The organism is Dyadobacter sp. CY261, from assembly GCF_021440085.1.
In the GTDB taxonomy this organism is placed as follows: domain Bacteria; phylum Bacteroidota; class Bacteroidia; order Cytophagales; family Spirosomataceae; genus Dyadobacter.
Genome location: NZ_JAKCPW010000002.1, coordinates 21810 through 35410 on the forward strand (window position 1 = coordinate 21810; position 13601 = coordinate 35410).

Below are 13601 nucleotides of genomic sequence, written 5' to 3' on the forward strand. Positions count from 1 at the left end.
TCAATGCAGATTAGTCATCGGATGTGCAAAAAAGCTGCCCGCAATACCGCATAACGCCTTAACCAGCAAGAGACCGTCGATCACGATAAGATAAAACAGGATGCTATGCCGCCTTTGCATAGAAAATGCGACCGTGAGCAGGAACACGAAAGGTGTCATGTTGAATAGGATAGTGGGTACGCCGAAACCGCGATAGAGCGCAAAAGTGAGAAGGGAAACGAGGCCAATGAGCAGTAACGGGACGAGTATATAGTATATGGTATTGCGCAATCCCATTCTTACCGCAAATGTCTTCAATTCGATATTCGCGTCGTCTTCATAATCCTTCATATCAAACATGATCGCGTTGACTGTGCAGAACATCCAATTTTTGACGAACAACCAAAGCATAAGCTGCGGCTCTGGAACCGTGAGACCCTGCTCGATCCAAAGCGCCGCGATCGGGAACAGGTTGACACATCCGGCCCATACAAAGCCGATCACGAACGCTTTCAACCAACCTGTCCGCCTGAGATTGAACGAAATGATAGATGTAGGAAGCAAGCCATAATACAGAATGGCGGCCAGTGGAATCACAGACAGACTCAGCCAATACAGCGGCGGCAAATGCAGGATCGCATTGAAATGTGCAATCAGGAAAAAACCTGCCAGAGACATGCAAATACAGCACAAAAATACCTGGCTCGTTCGGACAAACCGGTAATGCAGCCGGTACCATTCGGTTCGCGGATTAGCGGAAACTTTTGGTATAACCGGCCCTGAATAGGCAATGGTATAATAGAAAACTGTCGTACAAAAAAGGAGCAGATAATAAACCGGTGAGTTGAGGGGGATATTCAGCTGAAAGGCAGTTTCCAGGGATAATGCTACCGCCAGCAGGCCGACGAAATAATTGGCAAAAAATACAAATGCGATAATCTTGTTCAACATATCTGCCTGTGTACCAGCCTCCGGGACGCCCTCAGTGCGGGAATAATATAATTAAAATATCAATTTAGAATTTTTTAAGAGCGTGTGGAAAGCTTCATCGCTATTTCCTACATTCGGAAACGATATTTTCTTAAACCACAATTACATGAAAAAAATCTATTTGATCCTTGCCCTATGTCTTTCAAGTGGAATTCTCTTTGCGCAAAGTAAAGATCCCATCGTGGAAAACATTGTGAAGGAAGCCACGGAAAATTCACAACTTGAAAAATTGGCGCACGAATTGATGGACGTAATCGGTCCAAGGCTCGTAGGATCGCCGCAAATGCAGCAGGCACACGAATGGGCCGTCGCCAGGTATAAGGGCTGGAACATCACCGCCAAAAATGAGAAATGGGGTGAATGGCGTGGATGGGAGCGTGGGGTGTCGCATATCGACATGGTTGCACCTCGGGTGAAATCGCTCGAAGGAATGCAGCTCGCGTGGAGCCCCGGAACGGGAGGGAAGACGGTCACTGGAGACGTAATAATCCTGCCAGACGTGGCCGATTCAGTGGCATTTCAGAAATGGCTGCCGTCGGCAAAGGGCAAATTCGTGTTGATCAGCATGAACCAGCCAACCGGCCGCCCCGATTACAATTGGCAGGAATTCGCGACGAAGGAGTCGTTTGAGAAAATGAAAAAAGAGCGTGACGCACAAACCGAAGCTTGGACCAACCGTGTAAAAAAGACGGGTTACGCTGCGCGGACATTGCCGGTTGCATTAGAAAAGGCAGGTGCCGCAGGTGTGGTGATGTCATATTGGTCAAAAGGTTTTGGAGCTAATAAAATTTTTGGCGCTTATACCAAAACGGTTCCGACAGTTGATATTTCATTGGAAGACTACGGTCTGCTTTACCGACTCGCCGAATCGGGACATACACCGAAGATCAGCGTAAAGGCCGATGCCAAAGAAACGGGTGTAAGTCAGACTTTCAACACGATAGGGGAAATCAAAGGCACCGAAAAGCCTAATGAATATGTGATCCTCTCCGCTCATTTTGATTCGTGGGATGGCGGTAGCGGTGCTACCGACAACGGGACGGGCACGTTGGTGATGATGGAGGCCATGCGGATTTTGAAAAAAGTATATCCTAATCCCAAACGGACAATCCTCGTAGGCCATTGGGGTAGCGAAGAGCAAGGCTTGAACGGCTCGCGTGCATTTGTGGAGGACCATCCGGAGATTGTGCAGAATATCCAGGCTGTTTTTAACCAGGATAACGGAACGGGAAGAGTGGTTAACATTTCCGGCCAGGGCTTCCTAAATGCTTATGAATACCTTACCCGCTGGCTGTCAAAAGTTCCTGAGCCGATCCGCACGCCAATCGAAACCAGGTTTCCCGGGGCTCCCGGTGCCGGTGGTTCCGACTTTGCTTCGTTTGTAGCAGCCGGTGCGCCTGCATTTTCGTTGAGTTCATTGAACTGGTCGTACGGCACTTACACGTGGCATACCAACCGCGATACTTATGACAAGATCGTTTTCGACGATGTAAGGAGTAATGCGATCCTTGCGGCCATCATGGCTTATCAGGCAAGCGAAGATCCTGTCAAAACATCACGGGACAAAAGCATTCTACCTATTGATGCCAAAGGCGTACCCGCCGCATGGCCCGAGCCACGCAAGCCGACACGCCGCGGTGGCATGGATTAACAGGTACGATAAACCATTTTTGAAAGCAAAGGCATATATTGTCTTTGCTTTTTTTATTGAACCGAAATACAAACATGCAGATAAAGATCATACAAGAGCCCGATGAAGACCATCTGATCATCCGGCCTTTTGAACAAGGCTCGGAGCCTGGGAATCAGGAAATGTTCAAAGCAGAGAAAGGGGAAATGTGGTGGTACTCGTCCCGGGAACTTTGGCTCGGGCTGGGGAAAGAGCCTAAGTTACCGGGTATTACCAAAATATTCCGTTCGCTTTTTTTTAAAAGAAAAGACCGCTGGCCCACGGACATTACGCTCGATGCAAGGGGGAAAACGGCGGAATGGGTGGGAAATGCGGTTAATGGTATCATTTTAGGCGGTTATAACCTGCAGTTGTACAAGACAGAGCCGAAGCCTTTAAGCGATTTTTTCAGATCGGGGACGTTGTTTGTGGTTGGTAATGGTCATGCGGAGGTGAGCGTGGCGGCTGAGGCGGCTCAGAAAACTGCATTGGTGCAGTCCCGCATCATGGACCTGATGAATGCGCCTGCCAATTATAAAAAGCCGGAAACGCTTGCAGAGTGGGCAAAAAAGTCGGGAGAGGCGAATGGGTATTCAGTACAAATATTGGAGAAAACCCAACTCGAAGCGCAAGCAATGCACGCATTGCTGGCTGTGAGCAAAGGAAGCGCCGAGCCGCCGGTAATGATCGTTTCGGAATACAAACCGGAGCATTACACCAAAACGGTGGCGCTAGTCGGGAAAGGCGTTACGTTCGATACCGGCGGTATTTCCATTAAGCCTGCTGCCAATATGCATTTAATGAAAAGTGACATGGGTGGCGCTGCGGCCGTTTTGGGCACAGTGGAACTGGCGGCGCAATTGAAATTGCCCGTCCGAATTGTAGGAGTAATTCCATCGACCGAAAACGCTGTCGACGGTGTGGGAATGAAGCCGGGCGATGTGATCGGATCTTATGCAGGCAAAACGATCGAGGTGATCGATACCGATGCCGAAGGGAGGCTGATTTTGGCTGATGGATTACATTACGCCCTGAAACAATTCCAACCAGATGTCCTTATCGACCTTGCTACACTCACAGGTAGCGTCATTCAGACGCTTGGGTATGAAGCGGCAGGACTTTTCACACCTAGCGATAACCTCGCGGCAGATTTGATCAAAGCCGGCGATGAAACCGGAGAGCGGCTATGGCGGCTACCCGTTTGGGATGAGTATAAAGAGGAAATCAATTCGGATATCGCAGACGTTAAAAACTATCACGGCAAACCGCTGGCAGGGGCGATTGTGGCGGCCAAGTTTCTGGAAGTATTTACCGCAGCGCACCCGGCTTGGGCACATCTCGATATTGCGGGAACGGCATTCGGCGACACGGAGTTTGCTCCCGGTCGTGCCGGAACTGCCTACGGAATCAGGCTGCTTATTTCGTACCTGTCGAAGCTTACGTAATAGCATAAAGGTTCGGGTTATTACGGAAATTTAACCCGCGCTTTTCTTGCTAAAATGGTTCTTTTTGCTAGATTTGAGAATGTATGCTTCGCGATAATGCATATGCGTGAAAGCCACTTCCGTCCACCAAATTCCATTTTATGACCCGAACTCTGACTTTTCTCTGCATTTCCACCTATTTCAAAGGCAATGACTTTTTGAGGGCGCTCAAAGATGCCGGAAACACGGTGTTTCTAATCACTGCGAAAAAACTGGAACACAAACCGTGGGTCAGGGAGGCTGTGGACGATTTTTTCTATGTAGAGGAAGGCGAGGACGGCACTTATAATATGAATGAGATCATCACGGGTCTCGCATATGTCATGCGCACGCGCCCGATCGACCGCGTGGTAGCGCTGGATGACTTCGATGTAGAAAAGGCGGCTCATATTCGTGAGTATTTCCGGATCCCTGGCATGGGGCAGACAACCGGCCGCTATTTCCGCGATAAGCTGGCAATGCGGACGAAAGCATTAGAATCGGGAATTCTGGTTCCCGGTTTTTCAGCGCTTTTTAATGATGAGCAGATCAATCGTTTTATTGAAAAGTACCCGGGACCATGGATGATTAAACCGCGATCTGAGGCATCGGCTACGGGAATTCAAAAACTGAATACGGCAGAAGAACTTTGGGCAACCATTCATGAGTTGGGGGATAAACGGCATGCTTATCTCGTCGAGCAGTACAAGCCGGGGGATGTTTACCATGTCGATTCAATTTCTTACAACGGAATTGTCATTTTCTCCTGGAATAGCAAATATCTCGCGCCGCCGTTCGATGTGGCACATGGCGGCGGGATTTTCCGGTCAGTGACCGTTCCTTTTGACTCATCGGAAGAACACGCCTTGCAGACGCTGGCTGTGGATCTGCTCAAAGCATTTGGCTTGAAACATAGCGCCTCCCATACGGAGGTGATCCGTTGCTATGATGATGGGAAATACTATTTTCTCGAAACTTCTTCCCGTGTTGGCGGCGCGCACCTTTCCGAAATGGTCGAGGCTTCCTCCGGCATCAACCTCTGGAAAGAGTGGGCGCGGATGGAAACGGCGGAGGCGAAGGGTGAAAACTATAAGTTGCCGCCTGTGCGTAAAGAATACTCCGGCATTATCATTTCACTTGCCCGCCAGGAATGGCCCGACCTCTCGGTGTTCAATGATTCCGAAGTTGTCTGGCGCATGGAAGAACCACATCACGTCGGACTGGTGGTGCGGTCGAAATCCCGTGATAAGGTGCTGGAAATCATGGATAAATATGCCGCTATCGTTCAGAGAAAATACCACGCATCTGCCCCGGCACCGAAAAAACCGACGCATTAATCCCTGGGATATTTTGGCTAAAAGTTTTTTATAGAACAGTGTGACCAAATGGATGATCGAGCGTCTGAATGGATGTACCTAACCACATTCATTCATGAACAAGATCACTAACACCGCTCTGTTTAGTACTGTAAAAGACCTTATTCTCGCCAGCCGCCAGCATATTGCCGTTTCGGTGAATGCTGAAATGAGTATGCTGTATTGGAAAATTGGGACGGTTGTTCGTCAAGAAATCATGAAACAAGAGCGCGCTGAATATGGAAAACAAATTGTCGCGACACTGTCGCGACAATTGGAAAGTGAATATGGAAAGTCTTTTTCGGAAAAAAGTCTAAGAAGAATGATCCAGTTCGCCGAGCTTTTTCCTGAGGAAAAGATTGTCGTATCAGTGATACGACAATTAAGTTGGTCACATTTTATGGAAATTTTGCCAATTCTCGACCCACTTAAAAGAGAATTCTACATCCAAATGTGTATCCATGAAAGGTGGAGCGTGCGAACATTCAGAGAACGTATCCAATCCATGCTCTACGAACGAACCGCGATCAGCAAAAAACCGGAAGATGTCATTCTTAACGATCTTCAATTACTCAAAAGTAACATCCGCGTCGCGGATTATCTTACGGCATTGCCTTCGCAGGAAGTTTTGCAACGGAAGCTGCACAATGCCGTCGAGATTGCCAGGCATAAGTTAGCGCAGCATGATTTGGCCTAAACAAAAACGGGTCTGCCAAGTGAATGACAAACCCGTTTGGAAATATCAGTTAGACAGGCTATTAAACCAGTTTGAATGCCTGACGGCCGAGCAATACCCAGTTGCCTTTTACTTTCTGGAAAACCATGAATACCCCCAGTTTCACCTGGGCAGGCTCCTTCCCTTTATTATGCGTATCGCCAAAAAGCTTGTGGCGAACGATGGCTACGTCGCCAGAGATAGAAATGGTCTGTTCGGAAAGATCGATCTTGGTAAATTTGGATTCTTCGCTTACGAGCGCACGAACAAATTCTTTCTGATCTTCCAAAAGGCCATTCGAATGTCCGTAGGAAAGCGAGGGCGAGGTTAGCTTTTTCAATTCAGCCTCATCCGCGCTGATAATGGCGGTTTTGAGTTTTTCAACCGTAGCGGCAACGGCTTTTTCATCGGCGCTTTGTGCAAATACAAACGCATTGCCTATCAACAGGAACGCGAGCAGCAAAAATGTTTTTTTCATCGATTAATAAGGAATTAGGATAATGTTACTTCTTCAATCGGCAGTCAGCGGTCACCTAAATATCAACCCGTTCCATTTTCGGCGAAAACAAATGCATTACTCCCCACGCGAGCAGGTATGCGAACCCGCAGATGATGAAGATCAGGTTGTAACCTCCGCCAATGTTTCCGGCTGCCTTGTAATTGTCCAGAATGATCCCAACTAAAAGAGGAAACAGGATGCCTCCTACTGATCCGGCCATTCCGCCGATACCGACGACCGAACTTACTGCCTTTTTAGGAAACATATCCGAAGCCGTTGTGAAAATATTTGCGCTCCAAGCCTGGTGTGCTGCGGCAGCAAGGCTGATCAGGATCACCGCCTGCCATATGTTGGTCGTGTATTGAGCCGCCATAATTGGCATTACCAGGAAAGCGAAGATGAGCATTGACGTTTTTCTGGCGCGGAAAATAGGCCAGCCTTTTTTGATAAAGTAGCCGGATAAATACCCTCCGCCGATGCTGCCGATCGTGGTTGCGGTGTAAACGATCACCAGTTCAGGGCTGGGCTTGGAAAGGTTGAGTTTGAATGCTTCTGCAAAGTAAGATGGCAGCCAGTAAAGGAAAAACCACCAGATGGGGTCGGTGAGCATTTTGCCAAATACAAATGCCCAAGTTTGCCGGATTTTGAATAGTTGAAGCCATTTTACGGGTGCTTCCTTGCTCGTATCGGGCTCGTTATCGCTATGGATATGGTCGTATTCGGCTTGGCTGACGCGTTTTTGTTTCGCCGGAAGCTCGTAATAGCGCCACCAGAAAATGAGCCATATGAATCCTAGTGCTCCGGTGATCAGAAAGGCTTCCTGCCAACCGTAGGCACCGAGTATCCAGGGCACCATAATAGGTGCCACAACGGCCCCAATGTTGGCACCTGAGTTGAATATGCCGGTCGCCAGCGCACGTTCCTTTTTTGGGAACCATTCGGCAGTTGCCTTGATCGCGACGGGAAAGTTGCCCGCCTCGCCAAGTCCCAGAATTGCGCGCATGAACCCGAAGCTGAAAGTGCCCGTCGCAACGGCATGAAGCATCGCGGCAATACTCCATACGACTACCGAAATGACATAACCGATTTTGGTGCCGATTTTATCGATCATCGCCCCGAAACCGATCAGCGAAATGGCATATGCCGTTTGGAAAGCCATTACAATATGGCTGAAATCGGATTCTGACCAGCCAAAATCAGCCTCCAAAGTTGGTTTGAGGAGGCCAAGCACCTGCCGGTCGAGGTAATTGATGGTTGTCGCGCAAAATAGCAACGCTACTACCCGCCAGCGATAACTGGTCATTTTGGCCTCTGTTTGGAGTTGCTCGGGTTCAGGATTGGGTGAAGGCATATTCGGTTCGCTCTAAAAGTGTTTTAAGTGTTTCCACGACGCCATGTTGCGTCATCGATTGAAGGTATTTGGTTACAGAACTATGTACCGGGTTGATTTTATTAAGGTCACGTCCCCAGATTGACTGATCTTTCAGGATCGCCTGTACTGTGTCAGACAGCGACGCGATTTGCCATTTCTGGTAAAAAAATGCGGCTTTGGGGTCTTGTACCGGGTAAAGGACGCCGTCTATTCTGCCGTAATAGTTTTCCCCTTCCTTTTTCACAATCTTCATATAAAAGATATACACTGCCAGACCGAACGTCATATATTCCGGGAGATAGCCATTTTGGCCTTCGTAATGGAGATAAGTTGGGACTACCCGTGAAAGTATCTTGGCTGAATAGTTCTGATTAATATTGAACCATTTATGAAGTATATGCGGGTTGCGGAAGCGGTCGGCTACTTGCCGGCTGAATGCAAGTGCTACATCCGGACGCACATCGTAAGGAATAGCCGGTGCTATTTCGCTTTCCATCAAATGCGTGATGTAGGCCGAAAAAAACGGATCGTTCATCGCTTCTACCACTGTTTTGAAACCGCATAAATGTGCCAATCCACCGCCTAATGTATGTGCGCCGTTCAGCAGACGTAATTTTAGCTCACGGTATCGTTCGATATCAGGCTCGATCACCAGCCCTTCATCGATTCCATAAAAGGGAATCTTTTGCCGGATGCGCTCATCTCCTTCGATCGCCCACAAATGGTAATGTTCGGTGGTAATGAGCAGGTCGTCCTGGTAACCAAGTTCCTCTTCCAGTTCCTTTAAACGGGCGTCGTCGGGTTTGCCGGGCACAATGCGGTCGACGAGCGAATTGCAGAAGAAATTGCATTGTTCGATCCAATCGATGAATGTGGCTTCCAGCCCGTTGCGGTGCGCGAGTTCCAGGATAATGGATTCGAGTTTTTTACCATTGTCTGCGATCAGTTCAGTCGGGATGATGACTATGCCTGAATCCGGATTGCCTCCAAACGCAACGTATCGCGCATACAGAAACGCGAGCAATTTCCCGGGGAACGACACCGGTGGCCACTGGTAAATATCATCCTGGACAAGCTGAATGCCCGTTTCGGTAGTATTGGAGATGACAATGGTCACCGCAGGGTTTTTCGCGAGGTCAAGCACTAACGACCATTGCGTTTTAGCAGAAAGTACTCGGCTGATCGCAGAAGAAATGATGTTTTCCTCTTTCAACTCTCCGTTCTGAATGCCCCGTGAACAAATGGTGTAGAGATTATCCTGGCGTTCAAAAGCCTTTGTATCGCCCTGGTCGGTAGATTTTACCACCACGATCCGACCGTTGAACACACCTTGCCGATTAGCTTTATCGATGAAATAATCTGCCAAACCACGCAAAAAAGCACCGGTACCGAATTGCAGCACCTTTTCGGGTAGTTGAAAAACGGAATCATCGGCCACGACTACGTCGGACTGGTTCCTGAGCTGTCGGAGATTTTCCCGGAAGAGGTAGCCCATAGCTTTGAGATTTACTTTTTTACAACCTGTTTCAACAACCAACCGGCTAGGTCCTTACCCGCTTCAAAATTCTGGAAGCTGGTGTCGATCCTCCGACCGTCTACATATTCATTATAAAGCCAGGGATCACCGACAGCGAACACAGTGCCTTTCCCATATTTTGAAATACCTAAAATGACATCGCCCTGATCGGTAATGAGCGACTGTGCGGGTGATTTCAGGCTTAGCGGCGAAAGCTCTTTGATATAGATTTTTTCGGTGGTCTTAAAAACGGAACGGGCTTCTGCGGGGATCAGGATACGTCCCTGCTCAAACTGAGTACCCTGTACCATATTGCGGTTTTTCGAAGTGAACTGGATGCCGAACTTGTCGGCCAGTTTGTTGAAATGTGGGATTTCGCAATTGGCTGTGTCGTTGGCCATCAGTACCAGCACACCGCCGGCTTTCACCCATGCTTCGAGCGCTGAGATGGATTTGTCGTCGATGAAATGCGGCTCGGGCGTTTCCTTTTTGGTATCGGGGTCGACTATAATATAAATGTCGATATCTTTCAGGTTAGCTGCGGTGGGCGCGGAAGGCAATGAAACGGTTTTAGCACCCAATTCTCGAAACGTATTTCCCCAAAGCCAGAAGCCCGAATGCATCCGGTCTTCCCAGGTGTAATGGAACTGTTCAGGCGCGCCAGTCAGGTCTTTGCGGGTTTCATGATTAAAATAGTAATCGAGGCCAACCGTTTTGCCATTTCCGACTGTATTTTCGGCAGCTATCTCCATTTCTACGCTGGCGAAAATGAACGGGCCGATGCCTTTCAGGTCGTTTTTGCGGATGGGCTCGCTGAGGTAATATTCATAGGTTCCATCGCGGTAGGGTGTGCCGCCGAGGCCTCCTACACTCACCGTTTTGTTCAAACTAAGCGAGCCATTATCTTCTTTTTCGACGAAATTTTGGAGGATAGCCTGATAGCCTTTCCGCGCCGTTTCTGCGAATTTTTCATTGATATATCCAAGACGGGAACCTTTCGCGAGCGCATACACGAACATACATGAAGCAGAGGCTTCGAGGTAATTTCCTGCCCGGCTTCCCTGATCGATCACCTGGTACCATGCACCCGATGCCGGATCCTGATATTTCGCAAGTACAGGTGCTAATCTTCGTAAATAACCGATCAGTTGCGGCCTGCCTGGATGTTCATTGGGAAGATAATCGAGCACATCCACAAGCGCGGTAGCATACCAGCCAATGGCACGCGCCCAGAAACTCGGGGAACGTCCGGTCTTTTTGTCGGCCCATTTTTGTTCCCTCGCCTCATCATAGGCATGGTAAACAAGCCCTGTTTTTTCATCCACCGCATATTTCTCGATCAATGCAAATTGCTTAACGATGTCATCGAAATGCTCGGGATGATGGAAAATGGCGCTGTATTCCGCTGCGAACGGCTCTCCCATGAAAAGCCCGTCGAGCCACATCTGGTAGGGATAACGTTTTTTATGCCAATAGCCACCCTCTTTGGTACGGGGCTGCTCTTCGAGCTGCTTCCAGAGCAGGTCGGCGGCTTTTTTATACTTTTCCTTATCGGGTTGCGATTGCTGGTACAATGTCAGCAATGCGCGTCCCGGGGGAATGTTGTCGATATTATATTCATCGGCGCGGTAGGTACGGATGCTGCCGTCGGCGCGGACGTACTGGTCGATATCTTTCCGGATGTATTCAAAGTATTTGCCCTCTCCGGTGCGGTACCACACTTTCTCGATCGCTTTAAGCATTAATCCCTGCTCATAGTCCCATTTGGTGGTCGTGTTTTTTCCGACCAGGATCGAATCCTTGTGATTGGCGATGAATGAATCGGCCATCTGCCGCGATAGCGGCAACTCCTGTGCGGAGGAGCAGGTCGCTGTGAAACACGCGATCCAGAGTGGAAATTGACGTAAAAGGCGTAGAGAAGGGGACATCGAACGGTTTATGGTTTTGGAATACTTACAAAATCCTCCCGCATCGGGGTGAAGATATCGACGAGCATTCCGGCCGAAAGGCATAGTGCACCATGCACCACGTGCGGCGGAATGTAATACACATCTCCTTGCCGCAACACCTGTTTCCTTTCGCCGATCGTGATCTCGAACTCACCATTTTCGACATAGCTCATTTGGGTATGAAAATGGCTGTGCAATGTACCGATCCCGCCTTTTTCGAATGCCACTTTCACCATCATCAGATTGTCGTCGTAGGCCATAATCTTGCGTTTCAGGCCGCCTCCGAGGTCTTCCCAGGCTATTTCGCCGTCAACAATAAACTCCCTTCCTTTGAGTGCTTCCATTATCTGAGATCGCCGATTAATACCGGGTCCATGTCTGTGTAATCCTTGTTTTCGCCTGCCATTCCCCAGATGAATGAGTAATTGGATGTTCCGCAGCCGGAGTGTATCGACCACGGAGGCGAGATGACCGCCTGCCGGTTGGCAACCCACAAATGCCTGGTTTCTGAAGGTTCGCCCATCAAATGCAAGACCCTCTGGTTTTCAGGGACATCGAAATAGCAATACGCTTCCATGCGACGGTCGTGTACGTGTGAAGGCATGGTATTCCAAACGCTCCCCGTTTGCAGCACCGTAAGCCCCATTACCAACTGGGAACTCTGAATGCCGTCCAGGTGAATGTATTTGTAAATGGTGCGGTGGTTCGATGTTTCCATACTGCCCACGGTGGCTGGTGTGGCATCCTCTTTGGTGAACAGCCGCGTCGGATAAGTCTGGTGGGCTGGTGAGGATAGCAGATAATATGCCGCCGGTTCCGACGGATTTTTACTGGTTAGCAACACCTCTTTGGTCCCTTTCCCTACGTACACACAGCCCAGCTTGCTGATAGCGAGATGCTCGCCGTCGGCAATTACTTCGCCATCGCCGCCGATGTTGATGATGCCTATTTCGCGCCTTTCCAGAAAGTAGGAGGCTTTCAGCGCATCGAACACAGGTATGGCCAACGGGGTGGCCAGCGGAATGGCTCCGCCGATGATAACGCGGTCGTAATGACTGTAAACGAAATGGATCTCGCCATCTCTGAAAATATCTTTGACCAGAAAGTTGTCCCGCAAGGCCTGGGTATCCATTTGCGAAACTTCTTTACGGCTGCTTTCGAATCTGATCTGCATTTTGCGGCTACTTATTAAATGTCCTTGATTTAAATTGATGTACTAACGCCCCATCCATCCGCCATCGACGGTCAGAATTGTTCCGTGAACGTAAGAACCGGCTTCCGATGCCAGGAAAATGGTGGGCCCCTTGAAATCCTCCGGCAAGCCCCACCGGCCGGCCGGAATGCGGTCGAGGATGGATTTACTTCGCACCGGGTCGTTTCGCAGCGCTTCGGTATTGTCTGTATTGATATAGCCGGGCGCAATGGCATTTACATTCACACCTTTGCCCGCCCATTCGTTTGACAATGCTTTCACAAGGCCTCCGATGGCACTTTTGGACGCAGTGTATCCGGGGACATTGATGCCGCCCTGAAATGTCAATAGTGATGCCGTGAATATGATCTTGCCCGATCCGCGTGCGATCATCTCTTTGCCTAGCTCCCGGGCCAGTATATATGGTGCGTCGAGATTGATATTCAGTACCTGGTCCCAGTATTCGTCGCTGTGTTCGGCGGCAGGTTGCCGGAGGATGATGCCGGCATTGTTAATGAGAATGTCGATGACAGGATGGTCCTCTTTGACCTGGGTGATAAACTGATAGAGGCTTTCACGATTACCCAGATCGGCGCTGTATGGATAAAATATCCTCCCCGCTTGTAAAACTGATCGCTCAGTTTCGTTACCTTCCTTAAATTCTGATGACGCCACTCCTATGATGTTGGCGCCGGCTTCTGCCAGCGCTTCTGCCATGGCCTTCCCGATGCCACGATTGCATCCGGTCACCAATGCGGTCTTTCCGGTAAGGTCAAATAATTTAACGGTATTCATTAATGGGTTTTATAATTTGTCTTTTTCGGGGTATCCGATAATTTTAGCGTCGGGTGTTAATAGACCTCACCCGACCGATGTTAGATTGAATAATCAGAAAAATCAAA

General features: G+C 49.1%; 12 protein-coding genes. 4 read left to right on the forward strand and 8 right to left on the reverse strand.

The features are described 5' to 3' along the window. The gene (locus LZD49_RS07415) at window positions 1-930 is read right to left on the reverse strand and encodes a UbiA family prenyltransferase (RefSeq protein WP_234666709.1); all 930 of its coding nucleotides are present in this window, start codon (window positions 928-930) and stop codon (window positions 1-3) included. 145 nt (window positions 931-1075) lie between these two features. Between LZD49_RS07415 and LZD49_RS07420 the strand changes: the two genes are divergently transcribed. From LZD49_RS07420 to LZD49_RS07435, 4 genes are all read left to right on the forward strand, one after another. Beyond that, window positions 1076-2620 (forward strand): M20/M25/M40 family metallo-hydrolase, encoded by a 1545-nt coding sequence (locus LZD49_RS07420; RefSeq protein ID WP_234666710.1) that lies wholly within the window; start codon window positions 1076-1078, stop codon window positions 2618-2620. 74 nt (window positions 2621-2694) lie between these two features. Continuing rightward, entirely contained in the window at window positions 2695-4083 is a 1389-nt protein-coding gene (locus tag LZD49_RS07425; protein WP_234666711.1) for a M17 family metallopeptidase, read from the forward strand. Between the two features lie 140 nt (window positions 4084-4223). Next, a complete protein-coding gene (locus LZD49_RS07430; RefSeq protein WP_234666712.1) occupies window positions 4224-5438 on the forward strand; it encodes an acetyl-CoA carboxylase biotin carboxylase subunit family protein in 1215 nt (404 codons plus the stop codon). Window positions 5439-5532: 94 nt separating this feature from the next. After that, the gene (locus tag LZD49_RS07435) at window positions 5533-6153 is read left to right on the forward strand and encodes a DUF1016 N-terminal domain-containing protein (RefSeq protein WP_234666713.1); all 621 of its coding nucleotides are present in this window, start codon (window positions 5533-5535) and stop codon (window positions 6151-6153) included. A 61-nt stretch (window positions 6154-6214) separates the two neighbouring features. Here the strand turns inward: LZD49_RS07435 and LZD49_RS07440 are convergent, their stop codons facing one another. The 7 genes from LZD49_RS07440 to LZD49_RS07470 form a co-directional block, all read right to left on the reverse strand. Beyond that, the gene (locus tag LZD49_RS07440) at window positions 6215-6649 is read right to left on the reverse strand and encodes a nuclear transport factor 2 family protein (RefSeq protein WP_234666714.1); all 435 of its coding nucleotides are present in this window, start codon (window positions 6647-6649) and stop codon (window positions 6215-6217) included. A gap of 55 nt (window positions 6650-6704) precedes the next feature. Further along, window positions 6705-7973 carry an MFS transporter gene (locus LZD49_RS07445; protein ID WP_234666715.1) on the reverse strand — a complete coding sequence of 423 codons (1269 nt, stop codon included), beginning with the start codon at window positions 7971-7973 and terminating at the stop codon, window positions 6705-6707. Window positions 7974-8001: 28 nt separating this feature from the next. Continuing rightward, complete coding sequence (locus tag LZD49_RS07450) at window positions 8002-9537, reverse strand: tagaturonate reductase (protein ID WP_234666716.1); 1536 nt, start codon at window positions 9535-9537, stop codon at window positions 8002-8004. A gap of 11 nt (window positions 9538-9548) precedes the next feature. Continuing rightward, window positions 9549-11387, reverse strand: coding sequence for a glycoside hydrolase family 88 protein (locus tag LZD49_RS07455; RefSeq protein ID WP_234667182.1), 1839 nt, complete (start codon window positions 11385-11387; stop codon window positions 9549-9551). Window positions 11388-11494: 107 nt separating this feature from the next. Beyond that, window positions 11495-11851 (reverse strand): cupin domain-containing protein, encoded by a 357-nt coding sequence (locus LZD49_RS07460; RefSeq protein WP_234666717.1) that lies wholly within the window; start codon window positions 11849-11851, stop codon window positions 11495-11497. Then, window positions 11851-12681, reverse strand: coding sequence for a 5-dehydro-4-deoxy-D-glucuronate isomerase (gene kduI / locus LZD49_RS07465; RefSeq protein ID WP_234666718.1), 831 nt, complete (start codon window positions 12679-12681; stop codon window positions 11851-11853). Before kduI ends, LZD49_RS07460 begins: the two co-directional genes overlap by 1 nt. Before the next feature lie 42 nt (window positions 12682-12723). Next, window positions 12724-13494, reverse strand: a complete 771-nt coding sequence (locus tag LZD49_RS07470; RefSeq protein ID WP_234666719.1) for an SDR family NAD(P)-dependent oxidoreductase — start codon at window positions 13492-13494, stop codon at window positions 12724-12726. Between the last annotated feature and the right edge of the window lie 107 nt (window positions 13495-13601).